General features: G+C 62.7%; 21 protein-coding genes. 16 read left to right on the top strand and 5 right to left on the bottom strand.

Translation table 11 applies throughout. From position 1 onward, the window contains the following. Positions 1 to 122 precede the first annotated feature (122 nt). The 16 genes from FAA86_RS08565 to hutC all read left to right on the top strand — a co-directional run bounded on the left by FAA86_RS08565 (position 123) and on the right by hutC (position 18,663). Positions 123 to 1,436, top strand: a complete 1,314-nt coding sequence (locus FAA86_RS08565; protein ID WP_136539788.1) for an ABC transporter substrate-binding protein — start codon at positions 123 to 125, stop codon at positions 1,434 to 1,436. Between the two features lie 167 nt (positions 1,437 to 1,603). Further along, positions 1,604 to 2,476, top strand: coding sequence for a carbohydrate ABC transporter permease (locus FAA86_RS08560; RefSeq protein ID WP_113458104.1), 873 nt, complete (start codon positions 1,604 to 1,606; stop codon positions 2,474 to 2,476). Positions 2,477 to 2,487: 11 nt separating this feature from the next. Next, on the top strand, positions 2,488 to 3,312 hold the full coding sequence (locus tag FAA86_RS08555) for a carbohydrate ABC transporter permease (RefSeq protein ID WP_113458103.1): 825 nt from the start codon (positions 2,488 to 2,490) through the stop codon (positions 3,310 to 3,312). A gap of 11 nt (positions 3,313 to 3,323) precedes the next feature. Further along, positions 3,324 to 4,322, top strand: coding sequence for an ABC transporter ATP-binding protein (locus tag FAA86_RS08550; protein WP_136539786.1), 999 nt, complete (start codon positions 3,324 to 3,326; stop codon positions 4,320 to 4,322). After that, positions 4,319 to 5,095, top strand: a complete 777-nt coding sequence (locus FAA86_RS08545; protein WP_167494926.1) for an L-iditol 2-dehydrogenase — start codon at positions 4,319 to 4,321, stop codon at positions 5,093 to 5,095. The genes FAA86_RS08550 and FAA86_RS08545 overlap by 4 nt, the downstream gene beginning before the upstream one ends. 34 nt (positions 5,096 to 5,129) lie before the next feature. Continuing rightward, on the top strand, positions 5,130 to 6,614 hold the full coding sequence (locus FAA86_RS08540; protein ID WP_136539784.1) for a mannitol dehydrogenase family protein: 1,485 nt from the start codon (positions 5,130 to 5,132) through the stop codon (positions 6,612 to 6,614). Between the two features lie 6 nt (positions 6,615 to 6,620). After that, the gene (locus FAA86_RS08535; RefSeq protein ID WP_136539782.1) at positions 6,621 to 7,328 is read left to right on the top strand and encodes an HAD family hydrolase; all 708 of its coding nucleotides are present in this window, start codon (positions 6,621 to 6,623) and stop codon (positions 7,326 to 7,328) included. Beyond that, positions 7,321 to 8,946 carry an FGGY family pentulose kinase gene (locus tag FAA86_RS08530; protein WP_136539780.1) on the top strand — a complete coding sequence of 542 codons (1,626 nt, stop codon included), beginning with the start codon at positions 7,321 to 7,323 and terminating at the stop codon, positions 8,944 to 8,946. The genes FAA86_RS08535 and FAA86_RS08530 overlap by 8 nt, the downstream gene beginning before the upstream one ends. A 103-nt stretch (positions 8,947 to 9,049) precedes the next feature. Beyond that, positions 9,050 to 10,423 (top strand): formimidoylglutamate deiminase, encoded by a 1,374-nt coding sequence (hutF, locus tag FAA86_RS08525; protein ID WP_136539778.1) that lies wholly within the window; start codon positions 9,050 to 9,052, stop codon positions 10,421 to 10,423. Positions 10,424 to 10,466: 43 nt separating this feature from the next. Continuing rightward, complete coding sequence (locus FAA86_RS08520; protein WP_136539776.1) at positions 10,467 to 11,975, top strand: HAL/PAL/TAL family ammonia-lyase; 1,509 nt, start codon at positions 10,467 to 10,469, stop codon at positions 11,973 to 11,975. Next, the gene (gene hutI / locus FAA86_RS08515; protein WP_136539774.1) at positions 11,972 to 13,192 is read left to right on the top strand and encodes an imidazolonepropionase; all 1,221 of its coding nucleotides are present in this window, start codon (positions 11,972 to 11,974) and stop codon (positions 13,190 to 13,192) included. The genes FAA86_RS08520 and hutI overlap by 4 nt, the downstream gene beginning before the upstream one ends. Further along, positions 13,189 to 14,724: a histidine ammonia-lyase gene (hutH, locus tag FAA86_RS08510; RefSeq protein WP_136539772.1), complete on the top strand. Its 1,536-nt coding sequence runs from the start codon at positions 13,189 to 13,191 to the stop codon at positions 14,722 to 14,724. The genes hutI and hutH overlap by 4 nt, the downstream gene beginning before the upstream one ends. Position 14,725: 1 nt before the next feature. Further along, entirely contained in the window at positions 14,726 to 15,526 is an 801-nt protein-coding gene (gene hutG, locus FAA86_RS08505; RefSeq protein WP_136539770.1) for an N-formylglutamate deformylase, read from the top strand. Positions 15,527 to 15,538: 12 nt separating this feature from the next. Next, positions 15,539 to 17,212: a urocanate hydratase gene (gene hutU / locus FAA86_RS08500; RefSeq protein ID WP_136539768.1), complete on the top strand. Its 1,674-nt coding sequence runs from the start codon at positions 15,539 to 15,541 to the stop codon at positions 17,210 to 17,212. Positions 17,213 to 17,229: 17 nt separating this feature from the next. Then, on the top strand, positions 17,230 to 17,850 hold the full coding sequence (locus FAA86_RS08495; protein WP_136539766.1) for a HutD/Ves family protein: 621 nt from the start codon (positions 17,230 to 17,232) through the stop codon (positions 17,848 to 17,850). A gap of 75 nt (positions 17,851 to 17,925) precedes the next feature. After that, positions 17,926 to 18,663, top strand: coding sequence for a histidine utilization transcriptional repressor HutC (hutC, locus tag FAA86_RS08490; protein ID WP_136539764.1), 738 nt, complete (start codon positions 17,926 to 17,928; stop codon positions 18,661 to 18,663). 36 nt (positions 18,664 to 18,699) lie between these two features. On the opposite strand, the gene FAA86_RS08485 is transcribed toward hutC, so the two are convergent. From FAA86_RS08485 to FAA86_RS08465, 5 genes are read right to left on the bottom strand one after another with little or no spacing between them, the layout of a single operon-like run. Then, entirely contained in the window at positions 18,700 to 19,032 is a 333-nt protein-coding gene (locus tag FAA86_RS08485; RefSeq protein ID WP_113458091.1) for a cupin domain-containing protein, read from the bottom strand. Further along, positions 19,025 to 19,690, bottom strand: coding sequence for a cysteine hydrolase family protein (locus FAA86_RS08480; RefSeq protein ID WP_113458090.1), 666 nt, complete (start codon positions 19,688 to 19,690; stop codon positions 19,025 to 19,027). Before FAA86_RS08480 ends, FAA86_RS08485 begins: the two co-directional genes overlap by 8 nt. Continuing rightward, positions 19,690 to 21,228, bottom strand: coding sequence for an ABC transporter ATP-binding protein (locus FAA86_RS08475; protein WP_136539762.1), 1,539 nt, complete (start codon positions 21,226 to 21,228; stop codon positions 19,690 to 19,692). Before FAA86_RS08475 ends, FAA86_RS08480 begins: the two co-directional genes overlap by 1 nt. Beyond that, a complete protein-coding gene (gene biuH / locus FAA86_RS08470; protein ID WP_136539760.1) occupies positions 21,225 to 21,902 on the bottom strand; it encodes a biuret amidohydrolase in 678 nt (225 codons plus the stop codon). Before biuH ends, FAA86_RS08475 begins: the two co-directional genes overlap by 4 nt. Further along, a complete protein-coding gene (locus tag FAA86_RS08465) occupies positions 21,899 to 22,915 on the bottom strand; it encodes a formamidase (protein WP_136539758.1) in 1,017 nt (338 codons plus the stop codon). Before FAA86_RS08465 ends, biuH begins: the two co-directional genes overlap by 4 nt. Positions 22,916 to 22,920: the final 5 nt, after the last annotated feature.

Here is a 22,920-nt window from a genome sequence, read left to right as displayed (position 1 = left end):
CAGGCATTTAGCTGGACTATGCGGCGCTGCAGCATGGAATCCCGATTGACAATTTGCGCGCATCAAGTGAGTAATTGCCCATGAGCAAAGCGAATGCTCATTTTTTCTTCTGGGAGGAAGACATGAACTTCAAGACGATTCTGCTGGGCGCCTGCTCAGCGCTGGCTCTCGCCGGCATGGCCTCGGCTGAAACCCTCACCATCGCTACCGTGAACAATGGCGACATGATCCGCATGCAGGGTCTGACGTCGGAATTCACCTCGGCTAACCCCGACATCCAGGTTGAGTGGGTCACGTTGGAAGAAAACGTCCTGCGCGAACGCGTCACGACGGACATCGCCACCAAGGGTGGCCAGTACGACATCATGACCATCGGCACCTACGAGGTTCCGATCTGGGCCAAGCAGGGCTGGCTTCTGCCGCTCGACAATCTTGGCGCCGACTATGACGTCGACGACCTGCTGCCGGCTATCCGCTCGGGTCTGACGGGCGAAGACGGCAAGCTCTATGCCGCTCCGTTCTACGGCGAATCCTCTTTCATCATGTACCGCAAGGACCTGATGGAGAAGGCTGGCCTGACCATGCCCGACGCCCCGACCTGGGAATTCGTGGCTGACGCTGCCCGCAAGATGACGGACCGCGCCAACGACATCAACGGCATCTGCCTTCGCGGCAAGGCCGGCTGGGGTGAGAACATGGCCTTCCTGACGGCCACGTCCAACGCCTTTGGCGCACGCTGGTTCGACGAGAACTGGCAGCCGCAGTTCGACCAGCCCGAATGGAAGAACACGCTCGACTTCTACGTCAAGCTGATGAACGACGCTGGTCCGCAGGGCGCATCGTCGAACGGCTTCAACGAAAACCTGGCGCTGTTCCAGCAGGGCAAGTGCGGCATGTGGATCGACGCCACGGTGGCTGCATCCTTCGTGACCAACCCGGCTGACTCCACCGTTGCCGACAAGGTCGGTTTCGCCCTTGCTCCCGATACGGGTCTCGGCAAGCGCGGCAACTGGCTCTGGGCCTGGAACCTCGCCATTCCGGCCGGTTCGCAGAAGTCTGCATCGGCCGAGAAGTTCATCGCCTGGGCAACCAGCAAGCAGTATGCCGAGCTCGTTGCCTCCAAGGAAGGCTGGGCCAACGTTCCTCCGGGTACGCGGACCTCTCTCTATGAGAACCCGGAATACCAGAAGGCAGCGCCTTTCGCGAAGATGACGCTTGACTCGATCAATGCGGCTGACCCGAAGAACCCGACCGTCAAGCCGGTCCCGTATGTCGGCGTCCAGTTCGTCGCCATCCCGGAATTCCAGGGCCTTGGCACCACCGTCGGTCAGCTCTTCTCGGCAGCGCTCGCTGGCCAGATGTCGGTCGATGACGCTTTGGCCCAGGCCCAGCAGGCCTCGGTCCGCGAAATGACCCGCGGTGGTTACATCAAGTAATATCCTCCCGAAGATGCCGTCCGGGCCCTCTGGTCCGGGCGGCGCCCATAAGCCCTTGATGCGGGTGCGATGGCCCCGCCCGGCCTTGCCGGATTAAGCCTTCGTCTGGAGAGTGAGCCCGTGCGCCCCATGTCGGAGCGCTGGCCTCTAGCAAGAGATCAAAACCCATGGCTACGCAAAACACCCGGACGCTTGCCCGTCTGATGATGGCGCCTTCCGTCGGCCTTCTCCTCATCTGGATGATCGTGCCGCTCGCAATGACGCTCTGGTTCTCATTCCAGAACTACAATCTCCTGAACCCGGCCAATGTGAGCTTCGCAGGCCTGTTCAACTACCGCTTCTTCTACAGCGACCCGGCCTTCTTCCAGTCGATCTGGAACACGCTGGTGCTGGTTGGCGGCGTGCTCTTCATCACCGTCGTCGGCGGCATCGCCATCGCGCTTCTCCTGGACCAGCCGATGTTTGGCCAGGGTCTCGTGCGCATCATGATCATCTCGCCCTTCTTCGTCATGCCGCCGGTCGCAGCGCTGGTCTGGAAGAACATGATCATGCATCCGGGCTATGGGGTGCTTGCCGACATCAACCGGTTCTTCGGATTCCAGCCGGTCGACTGGTTCGCGCAATATCCGCTGTTTTCGATCATCGTCATCGTGGCCTGGCAATGGCTGCCCTTTGCGACGCTCATCCTGCTGACTGCGCTCCAGTCCCTCGATGGCGAGCAGAAGGAAGCGGCCGAGATGGATGGTGCCGGTTTCATCAACCAGTTCATCTATCTGACCCTGCCGCATCTGGCCCGCGCCATCACGGTCGTCGTGCTGATCCAGACCATCTTCCTGCTGGGTGTCTATGCGGAAATCCTGGTCACGACCAATGGCGGTCCGGGATATGCCTCGACCAACCTGGTCTTCCTAATCTACCGCACCGCGCTTCTCGGCTATGACGTCGGCGGAGCCTCGGCCGGCGGGATCATCGCCATAATCCTCGCCAACATCGTCGCATTCTTCCTGATGCGTGCGGTCGGCAAGAACCTCGACCGCTGAGGAGACCAGACATGGCTCGCGCTGCATCCACGCAAAAGAAGATCGCCTTCACCGTATTCGCCTGGCTGATCGCCTTGGTGATCTTCTTCCCGATCCTCTACACCATCATCACGTCGCTCAAGACAGAGACGGAGGCAATCCAGGGCTTCGACCTGCTGCCGTCCTTCACGCTGGAAAACTACGTCACCGTCCAGACGCAGCGGGATTATTTCAAGCCCTTCATGAATTCCGTCGTGATTTCGGTGGGCTCGACCGTGCTGGCCCTTTTGATCGCCATTCCGGCCGCCTGGGCCATGGCGTTTTCGCCGACCAAGCGGACCAAGGACGTCCTGATGTGGATGCTTTCCACCAAGATGATGCCGGCGGTCGCCGTTCTCGTGCCGATCTATCTCATCTTCCGCGACTTCGACCTGCTCGACACGCGGATCGGCCTGACGGTCATGCTGATGATGATCAATCTGCCGATCGTAGTCTGGATGCTCTACACCTATTTCCGCGAAATCCCCGGCGAGATCCTGGAAGCGGCGCGGATGGACGGTGCATCGCTGCTCAACGAGATCGTCTACGTGCTGACCCCGATGGCTGTGCCCGGCATTGCCTCCACCATGCTGCTCAACGTGATCCTGGCCTGGAACGAAGCCTTCTGGACGATCCGTCTGACCACCACCAATGCAGCGCCGCTCACGGCCTTCATCGCCTCCTTCTCCAGCCCGCAGGGACTGTTCTGGGCGAAGCTCTCGGCAGCCTCGACGCTTGCCATCGCTCCGATCGTCATCCTCGGCTGGTTCAGCCAAAAACAACTCGTCCGCGGCCTCACCTTTGGCGCTGTGAAGTAAGGAACAAGAAGATGGGTAGCATCACACTTCAGAACGTGTCGAAGACCTTCGGCGAAGTTACGGTCATCCCCTCGATCGATCTCGAGATCAACAATGGCGAATTCGCGGTCTTTGTCGGCCCCTCCGGTTGCGGCAAGTCGACCCTGCTGCGCCTGATCGCCGGCCTCGAAGATGTCTCGGGCGGCAAGATCCTGATCGACGGCAAGGATGCGACCGACAAGGCACCCTCTCAGCGCGGCCTCGCGATGGTGTTCCAGTCTTACGCCCTTTACCCGCATATGAGCGTGCGCTCGAATATCGGCTTCCCGCTGAAGATGGCAAAGGTCGATCCGGCCGAGATCAACCGAAAGGTCGAGGAAGCGGCCAAGATCCTGAACCTCACCGACTACCTCGATCGCAAGCCGCGCAATCTTTCCGGTGGCCAGCGCCAGCGTGTCGCCATTGGTCGCGCGATCGTCCGTTCGCCTGAATGCTTCCTGTTCGACGAACCGCTGTCCAACCTGGATGCGGCGCTGCGCGTCAACATGCGTCTGGAAATCTCCGAACTGCACCAGAAGCTGAAGGCGACATCGATCTATGTCACGCACGACCAGGTCGAGGCCATGACCATGGCGGACAAGATCGTCGTCCTGAACAAGGGTCGAATCGAGCAGGTGGGCTCGCCGCTCGAGCTTTATCGCAGCCCGCGCAACCTGTTTGTCGCCGGCTTCATCGGATCGCCGAAGATGAACTTCATTTCCGGTCCCAAGGCCGTCGAAAAGGGCGCCCATACGATCGGCATCAGGCCTGAACACATGACGCTTTCAACAACGGAAGGCGCATGGAAGGGAACAGTCACCGTGGCCGAGCATCTCGGCTCCGACACGTTCCTGCATATCGCGACCGAGGGCGTCGGCACCATCACCGCGCGCTGCAGCGGCGAGATGCCAGTCCGCCATGGCGATACGGTCTACGCGACACCGGACGAAAACCGCATGCACAAGTTCAATGCCGAGGGTCTGGCGCAATGACGATGCGTTTGTCGGGAAAATCCGCCCTCATTACGGGTTCTGCCAGAGGCATTGGCCGCGCCTTCGCCGAATCCTATGTGCGTGAAGGTGCGACCGTTGCCATCGCCGACATCGATCTGGCGCGCGCAGAAAAAACTGCTGCCGAGATCGGTCCGCAAGCTTATGCGATCGCGCTCGATGTGACGGATCAGGCCTCGATCGAAGCGGCCGTCGCGGCCGTCGAAGCGCGAACCGGTGGCCTCGACATCCTGATCAACAATGCTGCACTCTTCGATCTCGCCCCGATCGTGGAGATCAGCCGCGCCAGCTATGACAAGCTGTTTTCCATCAATGTCGCCGGCTCGCTTTTCATGATGCAGGCCGCGGCCAAGTCCATGATTGCCCGCGGCAAGGGCGGCAAGATCATCAACATGGCGAGCCAGGCGGGGCGGCGGGGCGAGGCCTTGGTGGCCGTTTATTGTGCCACCAAGGCCGCCATCATCTCGCTCACGCAGTCGGCGGGTCTCGATCTCATCAAGCACGGCATCAACGTCAACGCCATCGCACCCGGCGTCGTTGACGGCGAGCACTGGGACGGCGTCGATGCGCTGTTTGCCAAATATGAAAACCGGCCGCGCGGAGAGAAGAAGAAGCTCGTTGGCGAAGCTGTCCCGTTCGGCCGGATGGGCCGGGCAGAAGACCTGACAGGCATGGCGATTTTCCTCGCCTCGGCGGAAGCCGATTACATCGTTGCCCAGACCTACAATGTCGACGGCGGAAACTGGATGAGCTGACGGCTCTTGCGGCCCCAAGCCAAGGAATGCACCCATGACGACCAAACTCTCGCTTGCAACTCTTGATGACATCGGTGACCGGGCATCCCTGCCCTCCTATCGTCGCGAGCAGATCCGTCCCGGGATCCTGCATTTCGGCGTCGGCAATTTTCACCGGGCGCATATGGCGATCTACCTGCACGAGCTCTTCAACAAGGGCCGCGATCTCGACTGGGGGATCATCGGTGCCGGCGTGATGGCGTCGGACCAACGCATGCGCGACACGTTGAAGGCGCAAGACTTCCTCACCACGGTCGTGGAGCAGGACATCGACCGTTCGGCGGCGACCATCACCGGGCCGATGCTCGACGTGATCACGGCACCGGATTTCGACCGCATCATCGAGACACTCGCCTCGCCGGATATCCGCATCGTTTCGCTGACGATCACGGAAGGCGGCTATTTCATCGATCCCGCCACCGGCAAGTTCGATCCGACACATCCTGCGATCGTTGCCGACGCCCAGGATCCGGCACATCCCAAGACCGTTTTCGGCCTGATCATCGCCGGGCTGAGGGCGCGCCGGGAGGCTGGTATTCCTGCCTTCACGGTGATGTGCTGCGACAACATCCCGGGCAATGGCGAGGTCACCGAAGCGACGATCTGCGGTCTCGCACGTCTGTCCGATCCGGACTTCGCCGACTGGATCCACCACAACGTCGCCTTCCCGAATTCGATGGTTGACCGTATCACGCCTGCCACGGGCCAGCGCGAGATCGACATGACCCGGGAGAACTACGGCATCGAGGACGGCTGGCCGGTCTTCTGCGAGGGCTTCAAGCAGTGGGTGCTGGAAGACAAGTTTCCGCTCGGGCGTCCGGCGCTCGAAGACGTGGGCGTGACGTTCGTGCCCGATGTCGCGCCATACGAGCTGATGAAGCTCCGGATCCTGAACGGCGGACATGCCGCGATCGCCTATCCGGCCGCGTTGATGGACATCCACTTCGTGCACGAATCCATGGAGAACCCGCTGATCCGGGCTTTTCTCTCCAAGCTCGAGAACGAGGACATCATTCCAGTCGTCCCGCCCGTGCCCAACACCAGCCTGCAGGACTATTTCGCCCTGATCGAAAACCGCTTCTCCAATCCGAAGATCGGAGACACGATCCCGCGCCTGGCGCAGGATGGCTCGAACCGGCAACCGAAATTCATCCTGCCGTCGACGGCCGACCGGCTGGCCAAGGGACTGGATGTGCAGGGCCTGGCGCTGGTCTCGGCGCTTTGGTGCCGCTATTTCGAGGGCACGAGCGATGGCGGCAAGACAATCGTCTTCAATGATCCGAGTGCCGATCGGCTGCATGCCGCCGCTCTTGCGTCCCGCACCGACCCTCAGGCCTTCATCGGCATGACCGACATCTTCGGCGCCGTGGGAACCGATGCCCGCTTCCAGAAGCGGTATCGCGAAGCGATCGACAGCTTGCGGAGCAACGGGACCGCCGCTACGCTCCAGCGCTATATCGACGGAACCCTTGCCAGCTGAGTGATCATGGACCCGCAGCCGATCCGCCTTGTGATCTTCGACTGTGACGGGGTTCTCGTCGACAGCGAAGGGATCGCGCTGCAGGTTCTGGTCACGGCCCTGGCCGAGAAAGGTATTCCGCTGACGGTCGACGGAGCCGCTGAGCGCTTTCTCGGACGCAGTCTTGGATCTCTGGCAGAAGCTGTTCTGACCGAATTTGCCGTGGAGATCGACGCCGCCTTTCTCGCCGGCATGCGGGAAGCGCTCTATGGGCGCTTTCGCGCCGAACTGAAGCCGCTTCCGGGTGTCGCGGGCTTGATCGATGCCCTGAAGGCGTCCGATGTCGCCTGTTGCGTCGCTTCCTCCAGCCAGCGGGAACGGATCGAACTTTCGCTCTCCGTCACCGGACTCCTGCCCAAGCTCGCACCCCATATCTTCAGCGCGACGATGGTTGAAAACGGCAAGCCGGCACCGGATCTGTTTCTGCATGCGGCGTCGGAGATGGGCTTTGCCCCCGAAGACTGTTTGGTGATCGAGGATAGTCCGGCCGGCATCAGCGCGGCTCAGGCGGCCGGGATGCGCGTGTTTGCCTTTACCGGCGGGTCCCACACCCGTCATGCGAGCTACCGGCAGACATTGGCACAGCTTCAGCCGGACGCGCAGTTTGACGCCATGGAGAATTTGCTCCACTTTGTCCTCGGAGTGAGGAGACCGGAAGATCTGACGAATGCGTAACCACCTTCTGGCCGTGGATGTTGGCACAGGCAGTGCACGGGCGGGTGTGTTCGATCTCAGCGGTCGTCAGCTGGCCCGATGTGTCGTGCCGATCAGCGTCTATCATTCCCTTCCCAAACACATGGAGCAGAACAGCGAAGAGATCTGGTCTGCCGCCTGCGCGTCGGTAAAGGCAGCGCTTGCCGAAAGCGGTGTCTCTCCGGACAGCGTTCTCGCCATAGGGTTCGACGCCACCTGTTCCCTGGTGGTGAGGGACAAGGACGGGATGCCATTGTCCGTCTCCGACACCGGTTCGCCGGGGCTCGATACGATCCTCTGGATGGATCACCGGGCGATCCAAGAGACGGAGATCTGCAATTCCATCACCGATCCCCTGCTGGACCGCTTCGGCGGGCGGCTTTCGGTCGAGATGCAGATCCCGAAGCTGCTCTGGCTGAAGACTCACAAGCCCGACCTCTGGGCGGCCTGCGGGCAGATCTTCGATCTCTGCGATTATCTGACCTGGCGGGCGACGGGGTCATCCGCACGCAGCCACTCGCCCCTTGCTTCCAAATGGGGCTACACCCCGGAAGCGCCGGGTTCTCCGCCGATGGACTATTACCGGAAAATCGGGCTCGGGGATGTGCTGGAGCGCGCAGGACTGCCCGAACGATCCCAGCCACCTGGTACGACGATCGGTACGCTCGGTCCCGAAAGCGCGGCGGAACTTGGACTGGACATCCAGTGCCTCGTAGCCCCCGGCCTGATCGATGCTTATGCCGGCACCGTCGGCCTTTACGCCGCTGGCCAACGCCTGGAGCGGCCACTGACGGCCGAGGCGGTGCTGATCGCGGGGACGTCGAGCTGCATTGTCCGCCTGTCTCAGGAGCCGGTGTCCGGACCCGGATGCTGGGGCGGGTTTCGCGATGCTGCCGTAGCGGGACTTTGGCTGACCGAAGCCGGACAATCCGCTTCCGGCGCTTTTCTCGATCATATCGTCACGCTGCATCCGGCCGGCGGAACGCCGACCAAGGCAAGACACAGGTCGATCCTCGACGCGATTGCCGTGCGGCTCGAGGCCGAAGGACCCGACTTCGGCCTGCCGATCAGCGTGCTCCCGGATCTTCACGGCACCCGGTCGCCTGTCTCCGATCCTCTGCTGACGGGTATCGTTGCGGGTCTCGATCTTGATCGGAGCGAGCTCTCGTTGCTGAAGCTTTACTGGCGCAGCTGTGTCGCGCTCGCCTGCAGCATCAGCCACATCATCGCACATCAGCCGAGCCGCGCCGGTGTCCCCAGGCAGCTACTGCTGGCGGGGGGACTGGCGGATCATCCGCTGCTTGCCCAGCTCTATGCGGATGCGACAGGCTGTGATGTGCATGTGCCCGTTGACTGCGATGCCGTGCTGCTCGGCTGCGCACTGCATGCGGGCGTCGCTGCCGGCGCCTTTGAAGATGCCGCTACTGCTGGAGCCGAGATGCGGTTTGCCATGGCCCATTTTGCTCCCTCCCCGGCGCGTCAGGCCGCACTGGCGCGCGATCACGCGCTGCTCAAAGCCATGATGCGGCATCGGGACGAACTGGCCTCCCTTGCGCGCCCCTCGGCGGCGCCCGCCAGCGCTGTTTCGATGGCTGGCTGAATTCCTGCTCGGAACGGCAGACAGCGACGCCTTTTCCTGACTGCCCCTTGCGTCCTCACTCTGAACCTGCCATGTTGCATATACAACTTGCGAAGGTTTCGAGATGCGAGCTTCCCAAAGTCTCTTTTGCGAACATGCGCTCCTCCCTGAGGGTTGGGCGAGCGACGTGGCGATCGGGATCGATCAGTCGGGCTCAATCGTTTCGGTCGAGCGCGGCGCGACCCCTGGCCCCGAGTTGGTCAGGATGTCCGGCCCGGTCGTTCCGGCCCTGCAAAACCTGCATTCTCATGCCTTTCAGCGCGCCATGGCAGGTCTCGCCGAGATCGCGGGCTCGACCGATGACAGCTTCTGGACATGGCGCGACACGATGTATCGACTGGTCGGGCAGATGTCCCCTGATGATGTCGAAGCCGTGGCGACGAAGTTGTATAGTGAACTCCTGAAAGGCGGCTTCGGCCATGTCGCCGAATTTCACTATTTTCACCATGCCCTTGCCGAGGCGGGCAGGTCAGACGGCTTCGAAATGTCGAGCCGTATCCTGCGCTCGGCCGAGACGTCCGGAATAGGCCTTACGCATTTGCCGGTCTTCTATGCCCATTCCGGCTTTGGCGGGCAGGCTCCGAATGACGGGCAAAGACCGTTTCTGCATGACGTCGACAGCTTTCTTGCCCTGCTCGATCGGCTGGCGCCTGCATGTGCTTCTGCCGATGCGCGCCTTGGTATGGCCATCCACTCGCTGCGGGCGGCGACGCCAGAGGAAATGCGCGCGGTACTCTCGGCAGAGAAGACCGGCGGACCGATCCATATCCATGTCGCCGAACAGGAGCGGGAGGTGGAGGATTGTCTCGCCTGGAGTGGGCGCCGACCCGTCAGCTACCTGCTCGACGAGTTTGCAGTCGATGAGCGCTGGTGCCTGATCCATGCCACGCACATGACCACGGAGGAAACGGTGCGGCTGGCAAAGTCGGGTGCGGTCACAGGGCTCTGCCCGGCTACCGAAGCCAATCTCGGCGACGGGATCTATCCTGCAACGGAGTTCCTGGCCCAGGGCGGGCGGTTCGGTATCGGCACGGACAGCCACATCGCGACCTCCGTGGCGGAGGAACTGCGCGTGCTCGAATACGGACAGCGACTGCGCGACCGGCGCCGCAACCGGCTTGTGTCCGGTGCCGGAGCCTCGGTCGGTCGTACGCTGATCGAGGCCAGCCTGTCCGGCGGGGCGCAGGCGGCAGGTCTCGACGTCAGCGGCATTCGCATTGGCGCGCGTGCCGATCTCGTCGTCCTCGACGGTACAAACCCCTTCATCGCCACGGCCACGGACGACCAGATTCTCGATCGCTGGATCTTTGCAGTCGGCAGCGAGGCTGTGCGCGACGTCATGGTTCGCGGAGAGTTCGTGGTTCAGGAGGGTCGCCACCGAGACGAAGAGCGTATCGACAGAGACTTCACTCTTGCGCTGAAGAGGATCCTGCAATGAATTTCATTAGCCGCCGAATATCTTTCAGCGGACGGAGCGCTTGATGGGGCAGATGATCACTCTCGATACTGTTCTGACATCTGAGGCGATCGCTGCGATTGCGGAAGGCGCGCAGCTGGCCCTGAGCGACACGGCGCGGCAGCGGATTCGCGATGCCCGCGCGATCGTGGACGCACTCGTCGACCGCGGTATCCGTGGCTATGGTATCAATACCGGTGTCGGGGCGCTCTGCGACGTGGTCATCGACCGGGAAGAGCAGGCGTCACTCTCCCGCAATCTGCTGTTCAGCCATTCCTGTGGCGTCGGTGAACCGCTCGGGCGGGTGGAAACACGCGCGATCATGGCAGCCCAGATCGCCAATTTTGCCCATGGCTATTCGGGTATCCGGCTTGAAGTCGTCGAGACGCTCGTTGCGCTTCTGAACAGCGACATGCTTCCGGTGATTCCTTCAAGGGGTTCGGTCGGTTACCTGACGCATGGCGCAGCCATCGGGCTGGTGCTGATTGGATCCGGGGAATGCCTTCATGACGGCAAGCAATTATCGGGCGCACAGGCGCTGGCAGTGCTCGGTCTGAAGCCGCTGGTGCTCCAGGCGAAGGAAGGTTTGAGCCTGATCAACGGCACACCTTGCGCCACCGGTCTGGCATCTCTTGCCGTCTCCCGGCTGGCGCATCTCGTCGACTGGGCAGATGCCTCCGCCGCGATGAGTTATGAGAACCTCGGCGCGCAGACAGACCCATTTGCGGAACTGCCGCTTTCCCTGCGGAAGTCCGATGGCCTGCAGCAGGTCGGAAAGAACTTGCGGACATTGCTGGCAGGGAGCGCGCTCCTGGCGAAATCTGCCGGCAAGCGGACGCAGGATCCGCTCAGCCTTCGAGCCGTGCCGCATGTGCATGGCGCGGTGCGCGATACGCTCGCGGAAGCGCGTGCGGTGGTGGATCGGGAGCTTGCGAGCGTCACCGACAATCCCGCCGTGAGCGGATCACCTCAAGACCCGAAAGTGCATTCGCAGGCGCATGCTGTCGGGGCAGCCCTTGGGCTTGCCATGGATCACCTGGCAACGGCGGCGGCCGAACTCGCCGCCATTTCCGAGCGTCGGATCGACCGGCTGGTCAACCCGCTGGTGAGCGGCCTGCCCGCGTTCCTTGCCTCGGGTAGCGGCGTTGAATCCGGCTTCATGATCATCCAGTACACGGCGGCAGCGCTGGTGGCGGAAAACCGCCGGCTGGCGATGCCGGCAAGCCTCGACGGTGGCATCACCTCCGGCCTGCAGGAAGACATCCTGACCCATGCGACGCCGGCTGCGGCCAAGGCGCTCGCCATCCTCGACAATCTCGAAACGGTGCTTGCCATCGAACTGACCGCCGCCGCACAGGCCCATGACCTGCAGTCTTCCAAGGCGGCCAAGGCTGCGATGACGCAAGGGATCTTTGAGCGGATCCGCCAGACGGTGCCCTTCTACCGGGACGATCGGCCCCTGAACCGCGACATCCAGCAGATCCGGACACTCCTGAAGACGACGGCAGCCTGGTCGGAGAGCGAGGGCGCATGACGACCATCCTCACCAATGCACGACTGGCAACCATGTCGCCCGACCGGCCAGGGCTCGGCGTGATCGAGAATGGCCGGGTTGTGATCGACGGCGGGCGGATCGTCGCCGTCGGTGCGGCAAACGAGATTGCGAGCCCTGCTGGCGCCGAGGTGATCGACTGCGAGGGTCGGTGGGTGACGCCTGGCCTCATCGATTGCCATACGCATCTGGTGCATGCCGGCAACCGGGCCCGTGAATTCGAGATGCGTCTTGCCGGCGCGTCCTATGAAGAAATCGCACGCGCTGGCGGCGGCATCGTCTCGTCCGTGCGCCAGGTGCGCGAGGCAAGCGAGGCGGAGCTTGTCTCGCAAACGCTCCCCCGGCTCGATGCATTGATCGCCGAGGGTGTCACGACCGTCGAGGTCAAATCCGGCTATGGGCTGAGCGTCGAAGACGAGCTCAAAATGCTGCGTGCGGCCCGACAGCTCGCCGACAAGCGTCCGGTCGCCATTACCACGACCTATCTCGGGGCGCACGCAACGCCTGCCGACTACAAGGGACGCAACCGCGACTTCATCGAGGAGATCGTCCTGCCGGGCTTGAAGGCTGCCCATGCAGAAGAGCTGGTCGATGCGGTGGACGGCTTTTGCGAAGGCATCGCCTTTTCGCCCGACGAGATGCGGCTCGTCTTCGATGCGGCGCGGTCACTTGGACTGCCGGTGAAGCTGCATGCGGATCAGCTGTCGAACCTGCATGGGGCGGCGCTGGCAGCCGAATATCAGGCGCTGTCGGCAGACCATCTGGAATACACCGATGAAGACGGCGCTTCCGCGATGACCCGGGCTGGAACCGTCGCGGTGCTGCTGCCGGGCGCCTACTACTTCATCCGCGAGACGAAAAAGCCACCGATCGATCTGTTCCGCAAACACGGTACGGCCATGGCGCTTGCCACGGACTGCAATCCGGGCACCTCGCCGCTGACCTCGCTGCTGCTCACCATGAACATGGCGGCCACGCTGTTTCACATGACGGTCGAGGAATGCCTTGTCGGCGTCACCCGCAATGCCGCCCGCGCGCTCGGGCGTCTCGACACGGTCGGGACCATCGAAGTCGGCAAGCAGGCCGACCTTGCCATCTGGTCGGTCGAGAGCCCGGCGGAGCTGGTCTACCGCATCGGTTTCAATCCGCTGCATCAGCGCATCTGGAACGGCCACATCACCAAAGGAATTCTGTCGTGACCATTACGCTTCACCCCGGCCGCGTCTCTCTCGCCGAACTCGCGCAGATCTACTGGAGCGGCGAAAGCGCCGTGCTCGACCGCAGCTTCGATACCGGTATTGAGAAGGCCGCCGCACGCATTGCCGAAATCGCGGCAGGCAACGAGCCGGTCTACGGCATCAATACCGGCTTCGGCAAACTCGCCTCGATCAAGATCGATGCGGCCGACACGGAAACTCTGCAGCGCAATCTGATCCTGTCGCATTGCTGCGGCGTGGGCCAGCCGCTGGCGAACAATATCGTGCGCCTGATCATGGCGCTTAAGCTGATTTCGCTCGGGCGTGGCGCCTCCGGTGTCCGCCTAGAGCTGGTACGCCTGATCGAGGGCATGCTGGACAAGGGTGTCATCCCGCTCATTCCGGAGAAAGGCTCCGTCGGCGCCTCCGGTGATCTTGCACCGCTCGCGCATATGGCGGCCGTGATGATGGGCGAGGCCGAGGCCTTCTTTGAGGGGGAACGGCTTCCCGGCGCCGAGGCGCTGAAGCGGGCGGGGCTCACGCCCGTCGTGCTGGCGGCGAAGGAAGGTCTGGCGCTGATCAACGGCACGCAGGCCTCGACCGCACTGGCCCTGGCCGGCCTGTTCCGCGCCCATCGGGCCGCACAGGCCGCACTGATCACCGGCGCGCTCTCGACCGATGCGGCCATGGGCTCGTCGGCGCCGTTCACCGCCGACATTCACACGCTGCGGGGTCACAAGGGTCAGATTGATACGGCAGCGGCCCTGCGCGGACTGCTTGCAGGCTCCGTCATCCGGGAAAGTCATCTGGAAGGCGACGAGCGCGTGCAGGATCCCTATTGCATCCGCTGCCAGCCGCAGGTCGACGGTGCCTGCCTCGATCTGTTGCGCATGGCAGGCCGCACGCTCGAAATCGAAGCGAATGCCGTCACCGACAATCCACTCGTGCTCTCCGACATGAGCGTCGTCTCTGGCGGCAACTTCCATGCGGAGCCCGTGGCCTTCGCCGCCGACCAGATCGCGATTGCCGTTTGCGAAATCGGCGCCATCGCACAACGGCGTATCGCCTTGTTGGTCGATCCGGCTCTCTCTTACGGTCTGCCGGCCTTCCTCGCCAAGAAGCCGGGGCTGAACTCCGGCCTGATGATCGCCGAAGTTACGTCGGCGGCACTGATGAGCGAAAACAAGCAGATGGCGCATCCGGCCTCGGTCGATTCGACTCCGACCTCGGCCAATCAGGAAGACCATGTCTCGATGGCCTGCCATGGCGCGCGGCGCCTGCTGCAGATGACCGACAATCTCTTCTCGATCATCGGCATCGAGGCACTGACGGCCGCCCAGGGCGTGGAATTCCGCGAGCCCCTGACGACGAGCCCGGAACTGCGACGAGTGATCGCCACCTTGCGTGTCCATGTCGCTACCCTGGAGGAGGACCGTTACATGGCACCCGATCTCGAGGCCGCCGGTCGCCTGGTGGCGGACGGGACGCTGGTTTCGGCCGTTTCCGCCGGGTTGTTGCCGGAGCTGGAGGGGTGACATGGCCGTCTTCGAAGTCAAGCAAGGCACCTCACCCGTCATTCTCGCCTTCCCGCATACGGGCACGGACGTGCCGCCTGCGATCTGGGATCGCCTCAACGAGAACGGACAGCTGCTTGCGGATACCGACTGGCATATCCACGACCTCTATGCCGGGCTGCTGTCGGATGCGACGACGGTCAGGGCGACCTTCCATCGCTACGTGATCGATGCAAACCGCGATCCTGATGGGGTGAGCCTGTATCCGGGGCAGAACACCACCGGACTTGTGCCGGAAACGGATTTCGACGGGGTCGCCATCTGGAAAAACGGCGAGGAACCAACGAGCGAGGACATTGCCGATCGGCTGGCAGGCTTCCATCAGCCCTATCATGCGGCACTAAAAACCGAGATCGAGCGCGTGAAGGCGGTCCATGGCGTGGCGGTGCTCTACGACTGCCATTCGATCCGCTCGCTCATCCCCTTCCTGTTTGAAGGGCCCCTGCCGGATTTCAATATCGGCACGGATATGGGCCGCACCTGCGATGCGGCGATCGAGAAAGCCGCCGCCGAGATCGCCGGTCGGGCTCAAGGTTACACGTCTGTGGTCAACGGCCGCTTCAAGGGTGGCTGGACGACCCGGCATTACGGGCAGCCCGACACCGGGGTGCACGCCATTCAGATGGAACTGGCGCAGATCACGCATCTGGCCACCGAAGCACCACCCTTCGCCTATGACGCCGGGAAGGCCGAGGCGCTGCGACGACATCTCAAGGACATTTTGACATCCATCGAAGCCATCGCGCTCGAACTGAAACGCTGAGGAGCGAGGACCATGAGCAATCCCAGACACAATATCCGCGACGTTCGCGCACCCCGCGGTCCGGAACTCAATGCCAAGAGCTGGATGACGGAAGCGCCGCTGCGCATGCTGATGAACAATCTCGATCCTGACGTTGCCGAGCGGCCGCACGAGCTGGTTGTCTATGGCGGCATCGGCCGGGCGGCCCGTACCTGGGATGATTTCGACCGGATCGTCGAGACGCTGAAGACGCTCACGGAAGAAGAGACGCTGATCGTCCAGTCGGGCAAGCCGGTCGGCGTATTTCGCACCCACAAGGATGCACCGCGCGTGCTGATCGCCAATTCCAATCTCGTGCCGCATTGGGCGACCTGGGATCATTTCAACGAGCTGGATAAAAAGGGTCTCGCCATGTACGGCCAGATGACCGCCGGCTCGTGGATCTATATCGGCACGCAAGGCATCGTGCAGGGCACCTACGAGACCTTCGTGGAGGCCGGGCGTCAGCACTACAGCGGCAATCTCAAGGGCAAGTGGATCCTGACCGGTGGCCTCGGCGGCATGGGTGGCGCGCAGCCGCTCGCCGCCGTCATGGCCGGCGCCTGCTGCCTTGCCGTCGAATGTGACGAGACCCGCATCGATTTCCGCCTGCGCACCCGTTATGTCGATGCCAAGGCGCATACGCTGGACGAGGCGCTTGCCCTAATCGACCAATGGACCAAGGCGGGCGAAGCGAAATCCGTCGGCTTGCTCGGCAATGCCGCCGAAATCTTCCCGGAGCTTGTGCGCCGTGGCGTGCGCCCCGACATCGTGACAGACCAGACCTCGGCCCATGATCCGATCCACGGCTATCTGCCGGTCGGCTGGACGGTCGCCGAATGGCGGGCGAAGCAGGAGAGCGATCCGAAGGCGGTGGAAGTTGCCGCCCGCGCCTCGATGAAGACCCATGTGCAGGCGATGGTCGACTTCTGGAACAGGGGCATTCCGACGCTCGACTATGGCAACAACATTCGCCAGGTCGCCAAGGAAGAAGGCTTCGAGAATGCCTTCGCCTTCCCAGGCTTCGTGCCGGCCTATATCCGCCCACTGTTTTGCCGCGGCATCGGCCCCTTCCGCTGGGCCGCACTTTCGGGCGATCCGGAGGATATCTACAAGACGGATGCCAAGGTGAAGGAGCTGCTTCCCGACAACAAGCATCTGCACAACTGGCTGGACATGGCCCGCGAACGCATCGCCTTCCAGGGCCTGCCGGCGCGCATCTGCTGGGTCGGCCTCGGCGATCGCCACAAGCTGGGCCTTGCATTCAACGAGATGGTGCGCAATGGCGAGCTCAAGGCCCCGGTCGTGATTGGCCGTGACCATCTGGATAGCGGCTCTGTCGCTTCGCCGAACCGCGAGACGGAAGCGATGAAGGACGGCTCCGACGCCGTGTCCGACTGGCCGCTTCTCAACGCGCTTCTGAACTGCGCCTCGGGAGCGACCTGGGTTTCGCTGCATCATGGTGGCGGTGTCGGCATGGGCTTTTCCCAGCATTCGGGCATGGTCATCTGCGCCGATGGCACTGATGATGCCGCACGGCGGCTGGAACGGGTGCTGTGGAACGACCCGGCAACCGGCGTCATGCGCCATGCCGATGCGGGCTACGACATCGCGCTCGATTGCGCCAAGGAAAAGGGCCTGCGCCTGCCCGGCATCCTCGGCAATTGAGGGGACAAGAAACGCCCATGTCCATCCGCATCCAGCGCTTTGGCGAGCACCTGAAGATGCCCTGGAAGAACGGGCTGGGGATCACCCGCGAGGTGATCTCCCGGCCGGCTTCGGATGGATCCGGCGGGTTCGACTGGCGGATCAGCCTGGCCACCGTCGGTGCCTCCGGTCCGTTCTCGGTCTTTCCCGGGATCGACAGGACGATCGCCGTTTTGGAGGGCGACGGCATGCAGTTGACGGTCGATGGGCGGCGGGAGCCGCCGCTTCTCGTGGACTCGCCGCCCTTCGCGTTCTCCGGCAATGCCGAGGTTCAGGCGGATTGTCTGGGTGAAGAAACGCTCGATCTCAACGTCATGAGCCGGCGCGGGGTTGTCGTCCATCGCATGACGAGGATCGACGTCAGAGCTGCGCAGAGGCTTTCGATGTCCAAGGACACCGTTGCGATCGTCTTTCGTGGCGATGCGACGGTTACGATGGATAGCGTGCGAACGGATGTCGGGCTCGGGGATGTCCTGATCTGCGAGCCGATGCCGTTCGAACTCACCGTTACGCCCGTCGGAGCGGATTGCGCCCTCTATGCCATCGAGATTGCTTCCGATTTGGACATGGCGGCAGCCCCTGAACAGGTTGCCTCGTGAAGGCCTCAAGCGATAAGGGAATGACCGCCGCGCCGCGACACCACATTCGCTTCGCCACCAGCAGGATCGACCAGCATGTCCGATGATCAACCAGGCTTTGCGCTTCCCGACGAAGGTCAGGATACGCCGCTCTACGAGCAGATGAAGTCCGAGATCAAGGCGCGCATCGAACGCGGCGAATGGCCGATCAATTTCCGCATCCCCTCCGAAAATGAGCTCGTGGATATGCTGGGAGTGAGCCGGATGACGGCGCATCGGGCGCTGAGAGAACTCGCCAGCGAAGGCGTGATCATCCGCGTCCAGGGGCGCGGCTCCTTCGTTGCACCGAAGAAGCGCCGGGCCAATGTCAGCGACGTGCGCAACATCGCCGAGGAAATTGCCGAGCGTGGCGGCCAGCATTCCGTCGAGATCGTGCTGATGCAGGCGGAAGTCTGCGATCACGATCTGGCGGACCGGCTGGAAGTGAAGGCCGGCACATCCGCCTTTCACTCAGTCATGGTGCACAAGGAAGACGATCTACCGATCCAGCTGGAAGATCGCTTCGTCCATGTCGAACTTGCGCCCGCCTATCTCGATCAGGATTTTCGGGCGATCACGCCCAACGCCTATCTGAGCGCTATCGCGCCCATCTCGCGCGCCGAACAATTCGTCGAGGCGGTGTTGCCGCAGCCATGGGAATGCCGGTTGCTGGCCATTGCCAAATCGGAACCCTGCCTCCAGGTCCGGCGACGGACTTGGTCAGGTGACCGGCTGGTGACGTCGGTGCGGCTTCTCTATCCCGGCAGTCGGTACAGCCTGGAGAGCTCCTACTGAGCTCAGGAACGAGTAAATGTTAGCCGGCAACATAAATCAGAGGATTTTGACCGGCTTCGTCCATTGGATCAGCACGACGCAGCCTTCCGATGAGGCCACGGAATGGCAGGTGCCCTCCGGGTTCGCCACCAGCGAGCCCGCGGGATAATGGCCGAATTCGTCGCTCTGTGAGCCTTCGAGCACCAGGATGGTCTCCAGTCCCTGGTGCAAATGGCGCGGCACGGAGGCACCGGGCGCGTAGCGCAGGAGCGCCACTTCCGGTTCACCCGTGACAAGCCGGCAGATCTCCACACCGTCGCGGAAGTATTCGAACTGGCAGTGCTGCCAGCCTCCGCGCAGGAAATCGGGAAAACTCAAGGCTTCAGACATCGAGCGCCTCCACGATCTGATCGACGCTTGCCGCCCAGCCGACGATGGCGCCCTGCGCGGTGATCATGTCGATGGCTGCCTTCTTGAATTCGGGGAAATAGCTTTCGGTGGCATCGGTCGCGAGCAGGCATTCGAAGCCTCGGTCATTCGCCTCGCGCATGGTGGTTTGCACGCAAACCTCAGTGGTCACACCGGCGAAGACGAGTTGGCGGATCTTCCGCTCGGCCAGGATCTCTCCGAGCGGCGTCGCGTAGAAGGCACCCTTGCCGGGTTTGTCGAGCACGATCTCGCCCTCCACCGGATAGAGCTCCGGAATGATGTCGGCGCCAGGTTCGCCGGAGATGAGGATGCGGCCCATGGGACCGGGATCGCCGATGCGCAGAGACGGCTTGCCACGTTCGCGCTTGGCGGGCGGGCAATCGGAAAGATCCGGGCGATGGCATTCGCGGGTGTGGATGACAGGCAGTCCGGCAGCGCGGAAGGCAGCAAGAAGGCGCGCGGTTGCCGGAATGATCGCCTGCAGAAGAGCGACCTTGTTGCCCAGAGTTTCGCCGAAGCCACCGGGCTCGACGAAGTCGCGCTGCATGTCGATGATGATGAGGGCCGCATGGTCCCGATCGAGGTCGAAGTCGAAGGGACGCGCCTTGATGATTGCCATCAGTGATGTCCTGCCATGTGCCGGCCGATCTCGCCGATATCGGCGTTGGCGGCAGGGGTCTCGTAAGCGATATGCCCGTCCGACATCACGAGGATCCGGTCGGAGAGCTCCAGGATTTCGTCGAGGTCTTCAGAAATCAGGAGAACGGCGGCGCCTGCGTTTCTTGCGGCCATGATACGGGCGCGGATTTCGGCAACGGCGGAGAAATCGAGGCCGAAGCAGGGATTGGTGATGATGAGGAGATCGACGTCGCCGGTCAGTTCGCGGGCAAGAACCGCGCGCTGCACATTGCCGCCTGAGAGCGAGGCGATCGGGGACTGGAGCGAGGCCGTCTTGACCTTGTACTCGCTGACCAGATGGCCCGCCTGCTCGAGCATGCGGCTGCCATCGAGCCATAACTGGCTGCTCCCTGCGGTGAAGTCGAAATCACGGAAGAAGATGTTCTCGGCTACCGTCATGCGCGGCGCGCAGGCGTTCTTCAAGGGCTCCTCGGGCAGATAGCGTACATTGAGTTTGCGGGCTTCGCCGCGGCGTGCGTGATAGGGCTCCGCCTTCACGCGGATCTCGCCCTTTTCCAGCGGCCGCTGGCCCGTCAGGATCTCCATCAGCTCCATCTGGCCATTGCCGGAGATACCGGCAATGCCGACGATCTCGCCGGATTTCACGGTGAGATCGGCGATGTCGATGGTCTTCAGGCCGGAGCGATCCGGGGCCCTGACGCCGGAGACGGAAAGGACGGGGACGCCCTGATAGGCGACGCGGGCGGCCGGCTTCACCAGCTCCTTTTCACCGATCATCATCGCCGCCATGTCGGAGGTCGAGAGGTCGGAGACCTTGCCGCCGCCGACATATTCGCCGCGCCGCAGGACCGAGACTTCGTCGGCAAAGGCCGTCACTTCGCGGAACTTGTGGCTGATCATCAGGCAGGTGAGTTCCCCCGCACTCGTCAAACCACGGACCATGCCGAGCAATTCGTCGGCTTCCGCCGGTGTCAGCACCGAGGTCGGCTCGTCGAGGATCAGGAAACGGCGGCCGAGATAGAGCTGCTTCAGGAGTTCCAGCTTCTGCTTTTCACCGGCGGCGAGCCGGCCGACGGGGATGTCGAGCGGCACGGAGAAGGGCATGCGGTCCATGAAGGCGGACAGCGCCTGACGCTCCTTCTTCCAGTCGATCAGCGCCGGTGCGTCCGCCCGGCTGATGACGAGGTTTTCGGCGGCGGTCAGCGAGGGAACGAGGGTGAAATGCTGGTAGACCATGCCGAGCCCGAGGTCATGGGCAGCACGGGGATCGGGGATCTCGACCTCAAGGCCCTCGACCATCATCTGACCCGAGGTCGGCTTGTAGAAGCCCATCATGCATTTGACGAGGGTCGACTTTCCGGCGCCGTTTTCGCCGAGCAGCACATGGAAGGAGCCGGCGGCGATACGCATCGAGACGTCGTTGAGCGCCGTGAAACTGCCGAAGCGCATGGTCATGCCGACGGTCTCCACCGACATGGCATGATCGGGTGCCTTGAACTCTTGCGCCGGGACCCTCATGGCAGGGCGTCCACAAGCTTTTCGCTGTCGGAGACGGAGCCGAAGACGCCACCCTGCATCTTGACCATCTTGATGGCCGCGGCGTGGTTGCCGGGGTCGGTGGCGCCGCAGCAGTCCTCCAGAATGACGCATTCGAAGCCGCGGTCATTCGCCTCGCGCATGGTCGTGTGCACGCAGACATCGGTGGTAATGCCGGTCAGGATGATGTTCTCGATGCCGCGGGTGCGCAGGATGAGTTCGAGATCGGTGGCGCAGAAGGAGCCCTTGCCCGGCTTGTCGATGATCGCTTCGCCCGGCAGCGGCGCCAGTTCGTCGATGATTTCCCAGCCCGGTTCGCCACGCACGAGAATACGACCGCAAGGACCGGCATCGCCGATGCCGGCGCCGATCTGCTGCGAGCGCCAGCGCTTGTTCGGCGGCAGGTCGGAGAGATCAGGGCGATGGCCCTCGCGGGTGTGGATGATGTGATAGCCCTTGGCGCGCATGGCGGAGAGCACCTTCTTGATCGGCTCGATCGGCGCGCGGGTGAGCGAGAGGTCGTAGCCCATCTTGTCGACATAACCACCGACGCCGCAGAAATCGGTCTGCATGTCGATGATGATCAGCGCGGTGTTTTCGGGACGGAGATCGCCGTTATAGGGCCAGAGATAGGGATCTGCCTTAATGGTCGTCATTCCGCCGCCTCCTTGTTGGTCTCGCCGTAGCGGCGCACGGGTTTCGGGAAGCCGCAGGATGTGCCGTCGGTCACCTGGACCTCGTCTTCCCAGGGGAGCTTGTACTCTCCGGCCACCAGGTCCTGCATGAAGGTGTAGGGGCAATCGCCCGCACCGCCGGCAACGGCCGAAAAGCCACGATGACCGAGTTGGTAGATGTTGTTTTCGACGCCCCAGACGCGCCGCGCCTCGCGCACGAGATCGGGGCGGACTTCCGCCGTGATGATCTCGTCCGGGCGACCGGATGTGCCATGGGCGATGATGCTGCCGTCGAAATTGACGATCATCCCCTCGCCCATGGAATCGAAGGTACCGTCCGATCCGCACATGCAGACATTGGCGGTCACCATCAAGTTGCAGAAGGAATTGGACTGGTTGGTGAAGCGCCAGGCCTCGCGCATCGGGGCGGTGTAACCCGCCGTGCGCAGCATGATTTCGGCACCCTTATAGGCTGCCTCACGTGCCATTTCCGGGAACATGCCGTCGTGGCAGATGATCAGCGAGAGCTTGCAGCCTTTGGGGCCTTCGATGACGGGAATGCCGAGATCGCCGGGTTCCCAGGGTTCGACCGGTACCCAAGGGTGGAGCTTGCGGTAATAGAGCCTGATCTCGCCCTGGTCGTCTATGATAAGACCGGTATTCCACGGATTGCCGCCGGGATTGTATTCCATGATCGAAAAGCAACCCCAGATGCGGTTGTCGCGGCAGGCCTCTCTGAAGGCTGCGACTTCCGGGCCGTCCATCCGGCACATGATCTCCGGGTTCGTATCCATCGACAGGCCATGCAGGGCATATTCAGGGAAGACGACGAGATCCATGCCGGCGATGTTGCGCCGCGCCTTTGCGACCATGCCGACGACCTTATCTGTCTGGGCCGCGAGATCGGCCCGGGTGACCGTGTTCGGCAATTGCAGCTGCACGAGGCCGATGACCACGCCCTCGGGCGACTTGTTGAGACCGCCAAGTCCGTTCATGGATC

Source organism: Rhizobium rosettiformans W3 (assembly GCF_004912135.1).
Classification (GTDB): domain Bacteria; phylum Pseudomonadota; class Alphaproteobacteria; order Rhizobiales; family Rhizobiaceae; genus Allorhizobium; species Allorhizobium rosettiformans.
Note: the sequence above shows the minus strand (reverse complement) of the source record. Positions and strands in the feature narration are given on the sequence as shown.